The sequence below is a fragment of the Streptomyces sp. 7R007 genome (assembly GCF_054850255.1).
In genome coordinates this window covers 62,148-79,177 of the sequence record NZ_JBTWMV010000014.1, presented here as the reverse complement: position 1 = coordinate 79,177, position 17,030 = coordinate 62,148, and the positions used below count along the sequence as shown (strand labels likewise).

At 72.3% G+C, this 17,030-nt stretch carries 15 protein-coding genes; 5 read left to right on the top strand and 10 right to left on the bottom strand.

The window, feature by feature from the left end; genetic code table 11:
* Positions 1-154 precede the first annotated feature (154 nt).
* The 3 genes from ACYF6T_RS20025 to ACYF6T_RS20015 all read left to right on the top strand — a co-directional run bounded on the left by ACYF6T_RS20025 (position 155) and on the right by ACYF6T_RS20015 (position 2,855).
* Positions 155-1,324 carry an NADH-ubiquinone oxidoreductase-F iron-sulfur binding region domain-containing protein gene (locus tag ACYF6T_RS20025; protein WP_461698151.1) on the top strand — a complete coding sequence of 390 codons (1,170 nt, stop codon included), beginning with the start codon at positions 155-157 and terminating at the stop codon, positions 1,322-1,324.
* Positions 1,321-1,533, top strand: a complete 213-nt coding sequence (locus tag ACYF6T_RS20020) for a ferredoxin (RefSeq protein ID WP_461698150.1) — start codon at positions 1,321-1,323, stop codon at positions 1,531-1,533. Before ACYF6T_RS20025 ends, ACYF6T_RS20020 begins: the two co-directional genes overlap by 4 nt.
* A 218-nt stretch (positions 1,534-1,751) precedes the next feature.
* Positions 1,752-2,855 (top strand): hypothetical protein, encoded by a 1,104-nt coding sequence (locus ACYF6T_RS20015; RefSeq protein WP_461698149.1) that lies wholly within the window; start codon positions 1,752-1,754, stop codon positions 2,853-2,855.
* An 85-nt stretch (positions 2,856-2,940) separates the two neighbouring features.
* Here the strand turns inward: ACYF6T_RS20015 and ACYF6T_RS20010 are convergent, their stop codons facing one another.
* On the bottom strand, positions 2,941-3,864 hold the full coding sequence (locus tag ACYF6T_RS20010; protein ID WP_461698148.1) for a histidinol-phosphatase: 924 nt from the start codon (positions 3,862-3,864) through the stop codon (positions 2,941-2,943).
* Entirely contained in the window at positions 3,857-4,216 is a 360-nt protein-coding gene (locus tag ACYF6T_RS20005) for a hypothetical protein (protein ID WP_461698147.1), read from the bottom strand. The genes ACYF6T_RS20010 and ACYF6T_RS20005 overlap by 8 nt, the downstream gene beginning before the upstream one ends.
* Before the next feature lie 200 nt (positions 4,217-4,416).
* Here ACYF6T_RS20005 and ACYF6T_RS20000 point away from each other — a divergent pair, with 200 nt between their 5' ends.
* Positions 4,417-5,589 carry a glycosyltransferase family 4 protein gene (locus ACYF6T_RS20000; protein ID WP_461698146.1) on the top strand — a complete coding sequence of 391 codons (1,173 nt, stop codon included), beginning with the start codon at positions 4,417-4,419 and terminating at the stop codon, positions 5,587-5,589.
* Between the two features lie 58 nt (positions 5,590-5,647).
* Here the strand turns inward: ACYF6T_RS20000 and ACYF6T_RS19995 are convergent, their stop codons facing one another.
* The gene (locus ACYF6T_RS19995; protein WP_461698267.1) at positions 5,648-6,631 is read right to left on the bottom strand and encodes an LLM class flavin-dependent oxidoreductase; all 984 of its coding nucleotides are present in this window, start codon (positions 6,629-6,631) and stop codon (positions 5,648-5,650) included.
* A gap of 111 nt (positions 6,632-6,742) precedes the next feature.
* On the opposite strand from ACYF6T_RS19995, the gene ACYF6T_RS19990 reads away from it, so the two are divergent.
* Positions 6,743-7,639, top strand: a complete 897-nt coding sequence (locus ACYF6T_RS19990; protein ID WP_461698145.1) for a glycosyltransferase family 2 protein — start codon at positions 6,743-6,745, stop codon at positions 7,637-7,639.
* Here ACYF6T_RS19990 and ACYF6T_RS19985 read toward each other — a convergent pair.
* The 7 genes from ACYF6T_RS19985 to ACYF6T_RS19955 all read right to left on the bottom strand — a co-directional run bounded on the left by ACYF6T_RS19985 (position 7,621) and on the right by ACYF6T_RS19955 (position 17,017).
* Positions 7,621-8,529 (bottom strand): fructosamine kinase family protein, encoded by a 909-nt coding sequence (locus ACYF6T_RS19985; protein WP_461698266.1) that lies wholly within the window; start codon positions 8,527-8,529, stop codon positions 7,621-7,623. The genes ACYF6T_RS19990 and ACYF6T_RS19985 overlap by 19 nt on opposite strands.
* 37 nt (positions 8,530-8,566) lie before the next feature.
* Positions 8,567-10,381, bottom strand: coding sequence for an ATP-binding cassette domain-containing protein (locus tag ACYF6T_RS19980; protein ID WP_461698144.1), 1,815 nt, complete (start codon positions 10,379-10,381; stop codon positions 8,567-8,569).
* Positions 10,378-12,315 (bottom strand): ATP-binding cassette domain-containing protein, encoded by a 1,938-nt coding sequence (locus ACYF6T_RS19975; protein ID WP_461698143.1) that lies wholly within the window; start codon positions 12,313-12,315, stop codon positions 10,378-10,380. Before ACYF6T_RS19975 ends, ACYF6T_RS19980 begins: the two co-directional genes overlap by 4 nt.
* Before the next feature lie 18 nt (positions 12,316-12,333).
* Positions 12,334-13,716, bottom strand: a complete 1,383-nt coding sequence (locus ACYF6T_RS19970) for a thymidine phosphorylase (protein WP_461698142.1) — start codon at positions 13,714-13,716, stop codon at positions 12,334-12,336.
* Positions 13,713-15,020 (bottom strand): DegT/DnrJ/EryC1/StrS family aminotransferase, encoded by a 1,308-nt coding sequence (locus ACYF6T_RS19965; protein WP_461698141.1) that lies wholly within the window; start codon positions 15,018-15,020, stop codon positions 13,713-13,715. Before ACYF6T_RS19965 ends, ACYF6T_RS19970 begins: the two co-directional genes overlap by 4 nt.
* Positions 14,926-16,287, bottom strand: a complete 1,362-nt coding sequence (locus ACYF6T_RS19960) for a Gfo/Idh/MocA family protein (RefSeq protein ID WP_461698140.1) — start codon at positions 16,285-16,287, stop codon at positions 14,926-14,928. Before ACYF6T_RS19960 ends, ACYF6T_RS19965 begins: the two co-directional genes overlap by 95 nt.
* A 325-nt stretch (positions 16,288-16,612) precedes the next feature.
* Positions 16,613-17,017 (bottom strand): VOC family protein, encoded by a 405-nt coding sequence (locus ACYF6T_RS19955; RefSeq protein WP_461698139.1) that lies wholly within the window; start codon positions 17,015-17,017, stop codon positions 16,613-16,615.
* Positions 17,018-17,030: the final 13 nt, after the last annotated feature.

Here is a 17,030-nt window from a genome sequence, read left to right as displayed (position 1 = left end):
CCTCGCGCCCGAGCACCGCACGCCCCACCCGCACGGTGCTGCCCCGGTCCGGCTGCTGTCCGCCTGGTGCGCAACGGGGGCGCCCGCCACCCTCGCCGATCACCTCCGACGCCACGGACCGGCACCCGTCGCGGCACACCCTCGCCGTACGTCGATGCCACTGGTCGACGCCGTCGAGGCGGCCGGACTCACCGGCCGCGGCGGCGCCGGCTTCCCCACGGCGCGCAAACTGCGGGCTGTGGCGAGACGAGGAGGTGGCCGGGCCGTGGTCGTCGTCAACGCGATGGAGAGCGAACCCGCCAGCCGCAAGGACCAGTTCCTGCTCGCCGTCGCACCCCACCTCGTCCTCGACGGCGCCGTCCTGGCCGCGCTCGCGGTGGACGCCGACACCGTGCACGTGTGTCTGCCCCGCACCCGAACCGTCCAGTACCGGCAGCTGAGCGCGGCCCTGGAGGAACGACGGCACGCCCACCTCGACCGGGTGCGACTGCGCCTGCACGCCCTTCCGCACGCCTACGTATCCAGCGAGTCGACCTCGCTGATGCGCTGGCTCAACGGGGGACCCGCCCGCCCTCAGGGCAGCGTGCCGCCCGCCCACGAACGCGGCGTCGCCCGCCGCCCCACCCTCGTCCACAACGCCGAGACCCTCGCCCACCTCGCCCTCATCGCCCGCCACGGCCCCGGCTGGTTCCGGCAGGCGGGCACCGAGCACGAGCCCGGCACCACACTCGTCACCGTCTCCGGCGCCGTCGCCACGCCCGGCGTGCAGGAGGTCGCGCTCGGCACCCCGGTCGCCGAGATCCTCAACCGCGCCGGAGGTCCCACCCAGCCCGTGCGAGCGGTCCTGACCGGGGGCTTCGCCGGCACCTGGCTCCCGGCGGAACACACGTACACCCCCTTCACCCGGCGCGACATGGCCCCGTTGGGCGCCGCACCCGGTGCGGGCGTGCTCATCGCGCTTCCGCACTCGGTGTGCGGGCTGCGCGAGACGGCGCACATGCTCGCCTACCTCGCCGCCCACGGCGCCCGCCAGTGCGGACCCTGCCGCTTCGGACTGCCCGCCGTGGCCGAGGACTTCGCCGCGCTGGCCGCCGGGCGGGCCGAGGCCGACCTGCTGCCCCGGCTGCACAGGCGCACCGGTCTGCTGCCCAACCGGGGTGCCTGCCGCCACCCGGACGGTGCCGCCCGCCTGGCCGCCTCCGCCCTGCGCGTCTTCGCCGACGACGTCGGCCACCACCTCGCCCACGGCGCCTGCCCTGCCGCACGCCGCCGGTCACCGCTGATCGCCGTACCACCCGCCATGCCCCCGGAGACCTGGCGATGACCCCCGCCAAGACCCTGCGCGTGGACCGCATCGCCTGCACCGGGCAGGGCCTGTGCGGCGAGCTGCTCCCCGAGCTGATCCACCTCGACGAATGGGGCTATCCCGTCATCACGAACCGGAACGTGCCCGACCACCTGCTCGCCCACGCCCGCAGGGCAGTCGCGGCCTGCCCCCACCTGGCTCTCCACCTCGACACGGACCGGACATGACGGCCACGGCGTCACCACCGGCCGCCCGCTTTCCCGGGACGACCCGCCCCACAGCGTGCGGTGGGGCGGGCGGCGAGGTCCGCGTACCGGGCTGTGCCGGCCCGGACACCACGGCGGGGATTGCCGTGGTTCAGGGGATGGAAGAACCGGGTGGGGTGGTGGGCTGTCGCTGACTCGTCGCCCTTCCGGTGTCCTTCACTCGTGGAAAGGCGGGACAGGTGCCCGAGCGGAACTGGCGGATCTCCATCGCGGTCATGACCCACGAGCTGCGGCTGGACATGGCCCGGCGGCTACGAGCCGAGCACCCCTACCTCGACCTGCGTATCGTGTGCGACAGCGGACCACAGGGGGAGCGTGGCTCGCTGCGGTCGGCCCGCAAGGCGTGGGCCGCGGCGGCACCCTGGGCCACCCACCATCTGGTGCTCCAGGACGACGTGCGGTTGACCGCCAACTTTCTCGACCTGTTACAGCAGTTGATCGAGCACCGCCAGGACGGTGTGGCGTCCCTCTTCGTGGAGTGGGGGTCGTGGACCGCCTCCGTGGCCCGCGTCGCGGCCCTGTGCGGGGCGGGGTGGGCCGAGGTCGTCGACAACTACGTGCCGACACAGGCCGTCGTCATGCCGGTGGCCCTCGCGAAGGACGTCGGCGAACGGCTGGCAGAGGCACTCGCCGGGGACGAACCCGACGATGTCGCCCTGCGCCGCTGCCTGCAGTCGGCCGGCGTCACCCCGCTGGTCGCCGTACCGAACGCGGTGGAGCACCGCGACGGGGCCAGCCTGACCGGCAACGGCCGTCACGGCATGCGCTGCGCCACCGCCTGGACCGCGGGCGCCACCTCCCTCGCCGGCGTCGACCTGCGGCGGGCGGTCACGGGCATCGACGCGGTGCCCGTACTGTCCTGGTGGGGCCAGCCGGGCGCCTACTTCCGGTTCCGTGACCCGTCGGCGGACGAAGGCTGGCGCAAGGTGCCCGCCCTCACGGCGCTCGCGGATCTCGGTCACGACGCGGACCACGTGCTGCGTCTGGCCGGCAACGCCCTGCGCCGCGAACCGGATGCCGGGCACGCGCGCCGGCTCATCGGCGATCACCTGCTGTCCGAGCTGTGGATCGCGGCGTTCGGACTCGGCGTCTGCGCCGCGGCGGCAGGCGCGTCCCCGTCGGGCGAGGGCCTGGACACCCGGGTGGGACGGCGCGCGGTGGGCACCATGGCGCTGGGCGCGTTACGCAACCGCGTACCGCGCCCGCTGTTCGCGACGGCCGCCGCCGTGCTGACCCCCGTGGTGCGCCGTGCCGTACGGCAGGGGCTGGCCGCTACACAGTGACGTTCCCCCGCCACGACGCCCCGTGGTCCAGGAGGGTGCTGCCGTCCGACGGCCCCGACGCACCCGCGCTCAACCGGGCCCGCCTTCAGCCCCGTTCCACCCCCGGCCAGTCCTCGTCGTCGTCCGGGTCGGGCAGCGGCACCAGTGCCCGCCCGCCCCCGGTGTCGAACTTCAGCCGGTCGCGGTAGCCGGCGGCGCGGGCGTACCGGACCAGTGTGCGGAACCGGTCCGCCGCCTGGTCCGGGTAGTGCGCGTCGCTGGCCAGGGTGATCGGCACTCCCGCCGCGTGGCACATGCGCAGCAGCGTCGGCGCCGGGTACGGCTCCGTCACCTCGTACCGCAGCCCCGCGCTGGACACCTCGAACGCCACCCCGCCGCGCCGCGCGGCGTCGACGACCCGGCGGTAGAGGTCCACAGGCTCCTGCTCGCAGCGGTGGCCGAACTTCTTCACCACGTCCGGATGGGCCAGCACCTGCACGATGCCCGACTCGGCGAGGTCCGCGACCAGGCGGAAGTAGTCCTCGTACGACCGCCGCACGCCGCGCCGTTCGAACTCGTCCGTCATCCCGTCGTGGTCCACGGCCCAGGAACCGATCCAGTGCACGGACCCGATGAGGTAGTCGAAGGGGTAGGCGGCGAGGATGTCGAGGATCTTGTCCATCCGCCCGGGCAGGAAGTCCACCTCCAGCCCGAGCAGCACCGGCAGCCCGCGGTCCCGGGCGCCGAGGACGGCCTCGGTGTAGCGGTCCAGACGGAGGTTGAGTTCGTCGTAGTAGTAGCGCCGGGACCGCTCGGACAGATCGGCCGACTCACCCGTGTTCCAGAACCCGGCGGCGACCGGCTCCAGGTCCACGAAGCGGTGCATGTGCTCCGTGAAGCCCACCTCGCGCGCACCCCGCGACAGGGCCCGCTCGACGTAGGCGTCGACGTGCCCCTTGGGATAGACGCCCGGTGGCGGGCTGTCCGGGCGGGGCGTGTGCGGGTGCAGATGGACGTGGTAGTCACCCATGCCGCTCCCCCGCCCCGCCGGCGAACCGCTTCTCGTACCGCTCAAGCGTCGCGGCGAACTCGGCCCCCGCGTCCAGCCCGGCCGCGTCCGCGAAGCCGAGCAGGGCGAACAGCACGTCGCCGAACTCCGCGCGCACCTGGTCCGACGGGGGGACGCCGCCTCCCGAAGGGGCGTAACCGCAGTTCTTCAGGTACGCCCCGCTCAATTCCCCCAGTTCGGCGCACGCGTCGAGCAGCGCGACGTCGGCGGTGACCGGCATCTTCGCGCGGCGCCGGAACGCCCCGGTCAACTCCTGGCACTGGGTGAGGGAAGCACCGGCGGCGCGGCCGGCGTCAAGGTCGTCACTGATCATCGAGGGTGACCTCGCCTTCGTACGGGACGGACGGGGAGAAACACGCCGCTCGGCGGCCCGTACCTCACTACCACGTGCGCGTGGTGGCGCCGTGGCCGAGAACGGCAACTCCCCGATGGCGAACGGGATGTGAGTCGGCGTGAGGTTGTGGCGCGAGGGGCATGCTCGGTGCGGGACGACACCGGTGGTAACGGAGTGACATGAGACTGTTGATGATCGCCTCCAGCTTCCATCCCACGACCGGGGGTGCGGAGACCTACGCGCATGTGATCTCGGAAGGGCTCGCCGCCCGGGGGCATGACGTCATGCTGGTGACCGACGCACCGCGGGACGACCCCTCCGGACGGCCCGTCGAGGGCGACCCGCGTGGGGTGACGGTCCGCCGCCTCACCGCCTACCGGGACCTGCTGGCCGACCCCAGCAAGGTGCTGTGGGAGCAGATGGCCTTCTCGCTGGCGCCCGAACTGGCCGCCTGCGCCGAGGAGTTCGGGCCGGATCTGGTCTTCACCAACACGCTGGACGCCGCCCTGCCCGGCAAGTGGATCGCGCTGGACCGGGACATACCGTGGGTGGCGACCTTCCACGAGCACGAACCCGAGGCACAGGCCCTCGGCGTCGCCCGGCTGCGCGTCGTCCACGAGATCCTGCGCCCCTCGCTGGTGCTCGCCTGCGCCGGGAACTACGCCGACCGGGCCCGCCGGCACGGATCGGCCGCCGTCACGCGGCTGATCCCGCACGGCGTGGACACCGGCAGATTCCGCCCGGACCGGGAGACGGACCAGCTGCGCCGGCACTACGGGTACGGCCCGGACGATCTCGTCGTCGTGTGCGCGGCCCAACTCAAGCCGCGCAAGGGCATCCTGGAACTCGTCCGGGCCTTCTCCACCGTCCACGCCCGGCTGCCCCGCACGCGCCTGCTGATCGCCGGCGCCGTCAGCTCCTCCTCCGGCGACTACCCCCTCACGCTGCGGGAGGAGATCGGCCGGCTCGGCCTGGACGACGTCGTCCGCATCGACAGCGGGGTGACCTTCCACCGGATGCCGGAGGTGCTGGCCCTCGCCGACGTCGTCGCGCAGCCGAGTTCGGGGGAAGGGCTGAGCCTGGTGATGCTGGAGGCCATGAGTTGCGGACGGCCCCTGCTCACCTGCGACTTCCCCGGCATCGACGAGCTGGTGCGCGACCCCCTGGCGGCCCGTCTGGTGCCGTCCCCGGATCCCGCCCACCTCGCCGGCGCCCTGGTCGAGCTGCTCTCCGACGAGTCGCTGCGCCACCGTACGGGCGAGCGGGCCCGTGAACAGGTGCTCTCTCACTTCACCCTCCAGAAGATGGCCGAACGGACGGAAGAGGCACTGCTCGCCGCCCTGGGCAAGTAGCCGCCGCAAGCCCCGCAACCGGGCCCCTCGCACCGTCGGGCCCCTGCCCATCACCGCATCAGCTCCGCAGCCGGGCGGGCACCTCGCTCAGCCGCTTCACCGCCTCGCCCCCGTCGACGGCCGCCACTTGGAGGGCCAGCACGTCGGGGGCGATGCCGTCGATGATCTCCCGGCACCGCTCCACCACCGCGGCCACATCGCCGTAGCGGGGAAACCGCCGCAGGACGCCTTCGCGGCCCAGCGCGTCGGCGTCCTCGCGCAGCCGGCGCGGGCTGCTCTCCTCCATCCGGCGCGGGGTGCGCATGCCGCGCCAGGGCCGCAACGCCTCCCACGCCTCCTCGTCGTCGCGGGCGAGGACGAGGAAGCAGGTGAGAACGATCCGGGGCGGCCGGCGGCCCGCCTCGGCGGCGGCCCGCCGGGCCACGTCCACGACCGTCCGGCGGGTGTGGCCGACCTCCTTCACCGACGTGATCACGCCGTCCGCCAGCCGTCCGGCGGCCTGCGCCGACCTCGGTCCCGACGCGGCCAGCAGCAGCGGCACCGGAGCGGGCGGGGGGCTGTGCAGCCGCATGGCCGACACCGGGTAATGGGGCCCCTCGGAGTCCGCCTCGGCGCCTGCCAGCAGCGCGTCCATCAGCCGCAGCGCCTCCTCGGTGCGCGCCAGCCGCTCCCGGTACGGCGGCAGGGCGGCGGCGGGCAGCAGCGGCAGCTCGTTGACCGCCTGCCCCATCCCCAGCCCCAGTTCGAAGCGGCCCCCGGAGATCCGGCCCACGGTCGCCGCCGCCTGCGCCACGAGGACCGGGTGCATCCGGAACAGCGGACACACGGCCGCCGTCATCAGCGTCGCCGTGCGGGTGGACGCGGCCAGCGCTCCCAGGCTCGCCCAGCTGAACCCGGCCGCTCCGCCGCTGTCCGTCCAGGGCTGAAGATGGTCGGAGACCAAAAGCGCGTCGAAACCCGCGGATTCGGCACGTATTCCCTGCTGTACCAGCTCCTCCGGCTGCCATTCCTCGTGCGCCAGAAACCATCCTATTCGCGTCATCGCGCTCACGCGTTCCCCTCACCGCACATCGCACGGCATCGTACGGCGGCTTCTTGACAGAGCGCCCCGGACCGCCAGAAAGTGATGTACGTGACTTTACGCTTGGTTTCCGTGGTGGGCGGCGATGTGTCTTTGCTGCCCTATTTCCTGGATCATTACCGCGAGCTGGGAGTCGACAGCTTCCATGTGATACGGCATGTGGAAAGCCTCGACGATCCGGCCCTGGATCCTTCCGTGGACGTGATGCGGCAGGCCGGGCTCGCATTCGCCGACATCTGCGTGGCCCCCTGGCACGAGGACCTCAATGCCGCCCTCATCCGGAAACAGATGAGCGCCTGGCCCGACGACTGGTGGTGCGTCGCCGACCTCGACGAATTCCACGTCTACGAACGGCCGCCGGCCGACATCACCGCCTTCTGCGACGAGCACGGCTACGACTTCGTCGAAGGCGCCTTCCTCGACCGGGTCAGCGCCGACGGCCTGCTCACCGGCCCGCTGCCCCACGGCGGCGCCCCGCTGTGGCGCCAGTATCCGTTGGCCGGCCGGCTCACTCTCGCCCTGCTGGACGGCAGGCCGACCAAGATCACGCTTTGCCGGGGCACGGTCGAGCTCGACCTGGGCCAGCACTACGCCTGGACGGGCCGGGGAGCACCCGTCGAGGACGTCTACGCCCAGGTCCATCACTTCAAGTGGACCGCCTCCGCACGGCGCCGCCTGGCCAGAAGGGTGGCGGCCTACTCGTCCGGCGAGTGGCACCTGGTGCACCGGTCGATCGTGGGCGAGTCACAGCGCTTCCTCGGTCATCTGGACGACAACGACGGCAGGATCGACGTGGACGACCCCCGGTTCCGCTTCGCACCCTGCTCCCTCGCCTACGCGGACTACCCCGGCTGGCAGGACACGGGCCCCGAGCTCAAGCGCCAATTCCGCGCCTACGACGCCGCCCGGGAGGCCAAGCGGCGTGCGGGCGAGCAGCGGGCGGACCGCGCTCACACCGGCGCCGGCTGACCGCTGCGCCGGAACGGGGCGATGATCCTGCGTACGGCCTCGGCGGCGCCCCAGTCGTCGTCGTCATGGGCGATGGTGCTCAGCAGCTCCCTGAGGTGGAAGATCTCCATCCGGTCCCGCCAGCCGTCGTCGATCCCCGTGATCTCCCGGTAGACGGCGAAGCAGCGCTCCGAGGCGGGCGGGCGCGGCGAGCACCACAGCATGCTGAGGTCGGTCTCGGGCCAGTTGTAGGACACCGCGGGGTCGATCAGCACCGGCTCTCCGGCGGCGGTCGAGACGACGTTCTCCTGCCACAGGTCCCCGTGGGTCAGACAAGGGGGCCGTTGCGGCACGAGGTCGGGCAGGCTCGCGCAGAGCCGCTCCAGGGCCTGGCGCTCGGTGGCGTCGAACGCCTCCTCGACCAGGGGCTCCGACAGCCAGCGCAGGATGCGGCGCTCGGCGAGGAACGCGTATCCGTCGGCGTCCCAGGTGTTGTCCTGGCGCAGCCGGCCCAGCCAGCCCGGTCGGTGCCAGCCGAACCGCTCGGCGGTCGTCGAGGTGTGCAGGTGGGCGACCGCCCGGCCGAGCCGCTCCCAGAACGCGTCGTCGTCCGGGCGTGGCTGCATCTTCTCCAGCACCAGCAACCGGGAGGAGGCGTGCAGCACCGGCGGGGTGAGCACTCCGCCGGTCTCGCGCAGCTCCGCCAGGCCGGCGGCTTCCACGGGAAAAATGTCCCGGTCCGGCCCGAGAAGCGTTTTCGCGAAGAGCTGGGAATCGTCCTCCAAAGTCACCAGTCCGGCAATGGCGACCACTCCGCCGGTGGCCTTCTCCACCGATTCGGCCGCGTATCCCGCCTCATGAAGGCGTGTGATGAGTATCTCTTCGTCAGACACCCGGAAATCACACCACATTTTCCCGGTGCGCACCAGGGATCGGTTCCGGTCATATTCATCGGTAGCCGCGTTCCTGAAGCGTGTACAGCTCCGCGTACAGACCACCGCGTTTCAGCAGCGTCGTATGGTCCCCGGCTTCCGCGATCCGGCCGTCCGCGACCACCACAATGAGATCCGCCATTCCCACGGTGGAGAAACGGTGGGAAACCAGCAGGGTGATCCCGCCGTCCGCCGCCGACCTTTCGGCCTGAGCGGCATAACGCTGGAAAAGCGCGTGCTCCGCCTCGGCATCCAGAGCGGAGGCCGGCTCGTCCAGAACCGTCAGCAAAGGCCCGTCCCGCATGAACGCCCGGCCCAGCGCCAGTTTCTGCCACTGGCCGCCGGAGAGCTCCGTGCCGTCGGCGTGGCTTCGGCCGAGGTGGGTGGCCAGCCCGTCGGGCAGCGCCCGCAGCACACCGGCCGCGCGCGCCCGCCCCAGGGCCGTGCCCACGGCCTCCTCCGAGTCGATGCGCGGCAGGTCGCCCACCCCGACGGCCTCCCGCACCGTGAACTCGTACCGGACGAAGTCCTGGAAGGCCGCCGCCGTACGGGCCCGCCACTCCATCGGAGAGATCAGCCGCAGGTCGACGCCGTCCACGAGGACGCTCCCGGTGGTCGGCCGGTACAGCCCGCACAACAGCTTCACCAGCGTCGACTTGCCCGCTCCGTTCTCGCCGACGACCGCGACGACGCAGCCGGCCGGCAGCCGCAGATCGACGTCCCGCAGGGACGGGCGGACGGCGCCCGGGTAGGCGAACGACACTCCGCTCAGCGTGATGCCGTCCCGCAATCGCCGCGGCGCGGGCACGATGTCGTGCGCCGGCCGTTCCCGCGCCGCCGTCGCCTCCGACGGCCCGGCCTGCACGCCCTCCCGCAACGCGCGCAGCCGCCGGTCCACGCCCGTGAGCCGCTGCAGATCCGGCACCAGTCCCACGGTCTGCGCGACCTGGGTGTTGGCCTGTGCCGCGAGCACGACCACCAGCACCACGTCCCCCACCGTCTGCCGTCCCGCGACCGCCTGACGCAGCACCAGCAGCACCGCGCCCACGTAGCAGACGGCGAACACCAGCTGGCTCACCGCGCGCAGCGCGGCCGCCCGCCCCTCCGCCCGCCCGAGGACGCCACCGGCCCGCTCCCACAGCACCGCGTGGCTGCGGCCCACCTCCTCCTGCAGCCCGTAGGCGAGCAGTTCCTTCGCGCAGGAGGCGCCGGTCGCCAGCCGCACCAGTCCCAGCGCCCGCCGGGCGGGTTCGGCGGCGCGGCTCCTGGCGTCGTCCATGAGCCGCTCGGCATACCGTCCGGCAAGCAGGGGCGGTACGGCGGCCAGCGGCAGGAGCAGCAGCAGCGGATGCAGCAGCGCCAGCACGACCACGGTGAGCAGCAGCCCGCAGCCCAGTCCGGCGAGCGACAGCAGCGCCTGCAGGGTGTTGCGGGTCTGGGCGACCTCCCGTTCCAGCACGGTGAACAGGTCGGCGCGGCGCGGGGATTCGTGCGCGTCCAGGCCGGCGGTGCCGTTGGCGAGGAAGATCAACTCGTCGCCGTAGTGGAGCATGTTCAGCTCGGCCAGTTCGAAGTAGGCGATGTGCGCGAAGTGCCGGCAGGTCAGCGCCGCCAGGAGCAGGACGGCGACCAGTGCCCCGAGGGCCACCGCCTGCCCGGTCGCGCCCCGCTGGGCCGCGTCGAACAGCCCGCGCAGCCCCAGCCCGGCCAGCGGCATCGCGACACCGCCGGCCAGCATCAGCCCGAGCGCGGTCAGTGTCCTGGCGGGGCTGTGCCGCCAGCACATGCGCAGCAGGTCGGCGGAGGCCCGGTACAGGCCGGTGCTCGTCACCGCGCCCCCGGCACGGCGGACGGGGGGCGCTCGTCGGCGAAACGGTGGGCCTGGAGCCGGAACATGCGGGCGTACTGGCCGTCCGCGCGCATCAGTTGGTCGTGCGTGCCCTGCTCGCTCACCCTGCCGCCGGACAGGACGACGATGTGGTCGGCGTGCCGTACGGTGGCGAAACGGTGCGAGATCAGCACCGTGGTCACCCCGGGACGTACGAACTCCTCGAAGAAACGGGCCTCGGCGCGTACGTCCAGGCTGGCCGTCGGTTCGTCGAGGACGAGGACTCCGGCGCCGTGCCGCAGCCGGAACAGGGCACGGGCCAGCGCCACCCGCTGCCACTGGCCGCCGGACAGCCCGGTGCCGCCGGTCAGATGCCCGGCCAGCGGGGTGGTGAAGCCGCCGGGCAGCGCCTCGAGGGCGTCCGCCACGCCGGCCTCCCGCGCCGCCGTACGGATCTCCTCCCGCGCCGCGGCGGAGTCCTTGTGGGCGACGGCGCCGTAGCCCACATTGTCCCAGGCGTCGGTCTCGTACCGGTTGAAGTCCTGGAAGACGACCGCGATCCCCGAGCGCCACACCTCGACCGGGCAGCGCTCCAGTGGCGTGCCGTCCACCGTGATCCGGCCCTCGCCGGGCTCGTACAGCCGGGTCAGCAGTTTGATCAGCGTGGTCTTCCCGGCCCCGTTGGCGCCGACGATCGCCGTGCACTTGCCGGCCTCGATCCGCAGGTCCAGTCCGTCGAAGACGCGCCGCTGCTGACCGGGGTAGCCGAAGCCGACCTGGGAGAAGACGATCTCCCGTCGCGGCACGAGCGGCTTCGCCGGTGCGCCGCCGGCGGGCTGCCGCCGCGCCGGAGGAGGGGGCAGGCCCTCTTCGAACCGGGTCAGCGCGTGATGGGCGTTCATGCCGAGGATCATCTGCATGTCGGACTCGGGGTAGAACTCCGCGAGCCGGACCGCGATCAGCACGGACTGCGTCGCCAGCGCCAGCCCGGTCGGCGTGACGCCCTCCGCTCCCGCGGCCGCGACCGCCGCCAGCACCGCCGCCGTGACGGCCAGGCCGAAGGCGGTGTAGCGCAGATACGGCCACAGCAGCAGCCGGCGGCGCTCCGCCCAGGCCGGCGCCATCCACTCCAGCGCCACCGCACGATGCCGGTCGCGCAGCCAGCCCGCCAGCCCGAAGACGCGGATCTCCTTGGCCGCGGCGGTGCTCGTGGCCAGCTCCCGCAGATAGCGTTCCTCCCGGCGGCGCCCGGTCAGCGACGCCCAGCTGGCCATGTGTCCCCGCAGTCCGCGTCGCAGCCCGTGCCGCATCGCCAGCACGACCACGCAGACCGCCACCGCGGCGACCCACGAGAAGCACAACCCCACGACCAGCGCGCAGCCCGCCAGTTGGACCACCCGGGTCAGCAGGTGCAGCAGGCCGGCGCAGGCCTTCCCGGGGCTGTCACCGCCGCTCTCCAGCTCCCGCCGCGCCTCGCCGAGCCGCTCCAGCAGGCGGGGGTCCTCCAGCGGCCCGATGCCCGGCCCGCGCAGGGACGCCTCGATGATCCGGCCGAACAGCGCCCCGTCCACCCGCCGCGCGACCAGCTCGCCCAGCGCGCTCTGCACCGGGGCCAGCATCTGCTGCGCCGTGAACGCGGCCGACGCCACCAGGAACGCCCCCAGCACCCCCGACCACCGTGCCGTACCGGCCCCGTCGGCCACGGCGCCGGGCACCCGGCCCACCATCACGCTGCTGCCGACCACGAACACCACGGGCAGCACGCCCAGCAGCACGTTGCACACCACCGTCGCCGCCACCGGTCCACGCCCGGCAGCCGGCAACAGCCCCACGATCTGCCGCAGTTCGCCGATCTGCCGCCCCCGCGCGCTCCGCCGCAGCGCCGCCTGCCCCTCGCGGAGCGCCGCCCGCCCGCGGCCGGTCAGGCGGCCCCCCATCGGGCACCTCCGCGCATCTCAGGCCGTCCCCGACGCCAGGACCTGCCGCGCATCCGGCGCGAAGACCTCGTGGACGGCAGGCGGCGCCTCGACCGCCGTGTCACCGATCCGGAAGGCCGACTCCAGCAGCGCCCGCGCCCCGGCGACATCCCCGCCGTCGTAGCACAGCTCCGCGAGGACGTCGCCCCGGCCGACACGGTCCCCGACCCGCTTGTGCAGCAGCACGCCGGCGCCGTGGTCCAGGGGCGCGTCGTACGTCAGCCGCCCGGCGCCCAGCAGCAGGCTCGCCTGCCCCACGGACCGCGGCTCGATCCCGGTCACCCAGCCCGGCTCGGGCGCCGTCACCTCCAGCCGGCGTCCGGCCGACGGCAGCCGCTCCGCCTCCAGGGCCGCGGCGTCCGCTCCCTGCGCGACGGCCCACCGCACGAACATCTCGTACGCCGATCCGTCGTCGAGCACCCGGTCGATCCTCGGCTGGGCCTGCTCGTCGCTCAGCGCGGGGTCCACGCTCTGCAGCATCAGCCGGCACACCACCGCGCACAGGTCCCACAGCCCCCGAACCCGCTCGCCGCGCAGGACGGCCAGCGCCTGGCGGATCTCCAGCGCGTTGCCCACCGCCGGTCCGAGCGGCTGGCTCATGTCGCTCAGCACGGCCCGCGCGCTCAGCCCGAACTCCGCCGCCAGCGCCAGCATCGTGCGCACCAACTCGGCCGCGCGATCCCGGTCCTGGATCAGCGCCCCGGCGCCCGTCTTGACGTCCAGGACCAGCCCGTCGGCTCGTACGGCCACCTTCTTGCTGATGATGCTCGCCGCGATCAGCGGGATGCTCTCCACCGTGCCGGTGACGTCGCGCAGCGCGTACGTCGCGCCGTCGCCCGGGGTGAGATCCGCGCTCTGGCCCGTCAGGACCATGCCGACCGCACTGAGCATCGGCACGATCTCCGCCACCGGGATCGTGGTCCGCAGCCCCGCGATCGACTCCAGCTTGTCCAGCGTGCCCCCGGTGAAGCCGAGCGCCCGGCCGGTCATCTTCGCCACCGGCACACCGCAGGCAGCGACCACCGGCACCACGATCAGCGTCGTGGTGTCCCCGACACCGCCCGTGCTGTGCTTGTCCACCACCGGTCCGTCCACCCGGCTCAGGTCCAGCCGCCCGCCGCCGGCCGTGTACGCCCGCGTCAGCGCCACGAGTTCCGCCGTCGACAGCCCACGGCAGGCGACCGTCGCCAGCCAGGCCGCCATCTGGTAGTCCGGGACGCGGCCCGCGACGTAGTCGGCGACGATGCCCGCGATCTCGCCGGCGTCCAGGACCGCCCCGGCGCGTTTGCGCGTGGTCGAGCCGATGACCCGCGCGGACGCCGAGGCGTCCTTGAGACCACCGCCCGCCGAGAGGGCGCTCACCGGGACTCCCGGCGCGTCTCGGACGCGGACGCCCCGGATACCCGTGCCCCGGACGCCAGCCGGTCGGCGACCTTCCCGGCGACGGCCCGTACGGCGTCCATGTATCGCTCGTCCTCCTCCTCGAAGCCCGCCGGGGCACACGGCACCGAGATCTTGAAGGTGCGCGCCGCCAGCCGCTCGGCGACGGGGAACTCCGTGCGCACACACGGACGTTCGTAGGTGGTCACCGGCGAGATCGGATGCCGGAACAAGTGCAACGTGTGCAGCGGCGACGTCGCCTTGGGGATGTCCACGTCCTCCAGCCCCTCCGCGTTGCACGCCGCCACCAGCCGGTCCCGCCCGCCCGGGACCCGGTCCGGATCGGCGTCGAACAGCAGCGCGTAGTGCGCGGAGGTCCGCTCCGGCGTCGACAGCGTCAGCGCCGTGACCCCCTCGATCCGCGTGAACAGCTCCGCGATCTCTTCGGCGAACGCCTGCTTGCCCTTGATCCAGGACGGCAGCTCGGCGATCTGCCCCACCGCGAACGCCACCCCCAGCGGATGCGCCCGGTACTTCAGACCCAGCCCGGTCACCGCGTACGGATACAGCGGTCCCTGCGGGTCCATCTCCTTCATCGCCCGCTTGTTGAAGTGCCCCAGCAGCTGGGCCCGGTCGTAGACCTCGCGGCTGCGGGTGGCCAGCACCCCGCCCTCGCCGGCGGCCACCAGCTTCTGCGTCTGCAGGCTCCAGGCCGCCGCCGCGCCGAAGGTTCCCACCGGGCGCCCCCGGTAGGTCGCGCCGTGCGCGTGCGAGCAGTCCTCGACCAGGTCCAGCCCGTGCTCCTCGGCGAACGCCACCACGGCGGCCATGTCGCACGGCAACCCCCACATGTGGGTGATCACGACCGCCTTCGTGCGTGCGGTGACCAGCGGCGCCGCGGCCTGCGGGTCGAACGAGCCGTCGGGCCGGCAGTCCGTCAGCACCGGCAGGGCACCCAGCTGGAACAGCGAGGCGGCGGTGGCGAAGAAGGTGTACGACGGGCAGAGCACCTCGTCACCGGGGCCGAGCCCGATGCCGTAGAACGCCGAATGCAGCGCGGCCGTACCGGAGTTGGTGACCAGGCTGTAGGGGAGGTCGTGGGCGGCCGACCAGGCGTCCTCGAACTCCGCCACCACACCCGAGCGGTCGTACAGTGACAGCTTGCCGCTCTCCAGCTGCCTCAGGACGCGCTCAGACCACTCCGAGCGCCGCTTCGGCCATGGATACGCCGTCGGCCGGTCCAGTACCGGCTGTCCCCCGTCGATGGCCAGATCCGAAGCGGGCATCCTCAGTCTCCTCGTGCAGCGGTCGTACGGAGGTCTGCTGGGAAATGGAGCGGTAGAGCGCCTCGATGGTGGCGGTGACCTGCACGCCGTCCTCGAGTTCGCGTGCGGTGACGTGCGGGTCGGACAGGTGGTCCAGGGTGCTTTCGAGCACGCCGGACGCCGAGTCCCAGGAACGGTCGCCGGTCACCCGCTCGACCAGGTGGTTCGAGCGGTCGTAGCGTTCGAGGCGGTCCCGGGTGAGTTCGAGGTATCCGCCGGAACCGTAGACGCGGATCAGTTCGCTCTTCTTCGACTCACACAGCGAAAGACGCAGGGTTCCGGTGACACCGTTGGGATAGCTCAGCGTCGACAGCGTTGTCTCTTCGATGTCGTAGTCGGCGCTTGGGATCAGTTTGGGCGCCGCGCTCGCGTACACGAGCGACGGCATTCCGAAGAACCAGTGGAGCAGATCGATGAGGTGGTACCCCATGTCGATGATCGCCCCGCCGCCCGACGTCTTGGCGCTGGCCCGCCATCCGGCCCGGTAGGCGTCCGTGCTGAGTTGATAGCAGGCGTCGAAATGCCGGACGTCGCCGATGCGTTGCAGCGCTTCCCTCGCGCGCCGGTACAGCGGGTGGTAGCGCCGCTGCACGCACAGCCGCAGATGGCCGCCGTGCTCGCGCACGGCTGCCGTCAGTTCGCGGGCCTCGGCCAGCGACAGCGCGAACGGCTTCTCCTTCAGCACCGGGATGCCGCGCTGGCACAGTTGCAGAGTGATCTCGCGGTGCGTGTGGTGGGGCGTGGCGACGACGGCGAGGTCCACGTCCACCGAGTCCAGCAAGGACATATGATCGGTGAAGAACCGCGGGCGCGTGCCGTACCCGTGGTCCGCCACGGCCTCCATCAGGCGTGCTTCCGCCGACGGGGCCACGTCGCATGCCGCGACCAGTTCGACACGGGAGGACAGGCCGGCGAGCGCCGGTATGTAGTCGTCCACGATCCTGCGGCCGGTACCGATGACCGCACAGCGAATGACAGGTAAGCCTGACAAGTTGACCGACCCTTCCGGCAGATCCGGGAGTTCGTGGGGGCACCAAAACCGTGAAGGCGCATGCGAGGACCTCTCGACGGCGCTCTTGGAGGCGGGCGTCGGGGTCTCGCCGCTGAACGTCAGATCGCGTGAACGGACGCGTCTGTGTGGCGTGGCATCGCTCTGCCGGCGATCGCGGTCAGGCCGCCACGCGAGGGGAGTACCGGAAAGGAGCCCGCCCGCGATCGGTGGTGACACGCGCGGACGTCATGCATCTCGTGGATTGCGTGGATTTCGTGGTGTTCCTGGCGTGCGGGTAAGGCCATGACAGCGCTCAATCCCCCGTTGACGACCCGAGGCGACAATACGCCGGCCTCGGCAGCCCGATACGGATGCAGAACACACCGCTCCCCGAACTCTTACGGCGACTCAGGAGAGCGCTCCCATGAGCTTTACACGCACGTTTCGCCGCGTCAACAGAACAACACGCCCGCCCCGCCCGGCTACACGAGCTCCGCCCATCCCCTCGGCAACAACGGCTGTTGCCGCTTCCGGCGACGGCCAACGTTCACGACGTGAACCCTCAAGACTCCGCATCCTGCGGTGCCAAGCTGCGCAACACGTCGAACTCGTTGCCCTCGGGGTCGGCCATGACCACCCAGTTCCGGTCCGGGCCCTGGCCCACGTCCACCTTGACGGCGCCGAGACCGAGCAGTCTGGTCACCTCCTCCTCGGTGCTGCTGTCGATCGGGCTGACGTCGAGGTGAAGCCGGTTCTTGACGGTCTTGCCCTCACGCACACGGATGAACATCAGGGTGGGCGGCATCTGGCGGGCCCGGACCTCCTCCACGGTCGGCACCCAGGAGCCGATCTCGACCTTGTCCTCGCTCCGGTCGATCACCTTGAAGTCCAGGACCTCGCACCAGAAGGCCGCGAGCCTTTCCGGATCATGGCAGTCAACGGTCAGCTCGGTGAATCTGCTCGTCATGCTTCTCCCCGAC

What these genes read in the sequence shown, in the direction of transcription:
- ACYF6T_RS20025 (WP_461698151.1), top strand. Translation starts at nt 155, where the DNA reads ATGCCACTGGTCGACGCCGTCGAGGCGGCCGGACTCACCGGCCGCGGC.
- ACYF6T_RS19965 (WP_461698141.1), bottom strand. Translation starts at nt 15,020, where the DNA reads ATGCCCGCTTCGGATCTGGCCATCGACGGGGGACAGCCGGTACTGGAC.
- ACYF6T_RS19995 (WP_461698267.1), bottom strand. Translation starts at nt 6,631, where the DNA reads ATGACGCGAATAGGATGGTTTCTGGCGCACGAGGAATGGCAGCCGGAG.
- ACYF6T_RS19985 (WP_461698266.1), bottom strand. Translation starts at nt 8,529, where the DNA reads ATGTGGTGTGATTTCCGGGTGTCTGACGAAGAGATACTCATCACACGC.
- ACYF6T_RS19975 (WP_461698143.1), bottom strand. Translation starts at nt 12,315, where the DNA reads ATGGGGGGCCGCCTGACCGGCCGCGGGCGGGCGGCGCTCCGCGAGGGG.
- ACYF6T_RS20000 (WP_461698146.1), top strand. Translation starts at nt 4,417, where the DNA reads ATGAGACTGTTGATGATCGCCTCCAGCTTCCATCCCACGACCGGGGGT.
- ACYF6T_RS20005 (WP_461698147.1), bottom strand. Translation starts at nt 4,216, where the DNA reads ATGATCAGTGACGACCTTGACGCCGGCCGCGCCGCCGGTGCTTCCCTC.
- ACYF6T_RS20020 (WP_461698150.1), top strand. Translation starts at nt 1,321, where the DNA reads ATGACCCCCGCCAAGACCCTGCGCGTGGACCGCATCGCCTGCACCGGG.
- ACYF6T_RS19955 (WP_461698139.1), bottom strand. Translation starts at nt 17,017, where the DNA reads ATGACGAGCAGATTCACCGAGCTGACCGTTGACTGCCATGATCCGGAA.
- ACYF6T_RS20010 (WP_461698148.1), bottom strand. Translation starts at nt 3,864, where the DNA reads ATGGGTGACTACCACGTCCATCTGCACCCGCACACGCCCCGCCCGGAC.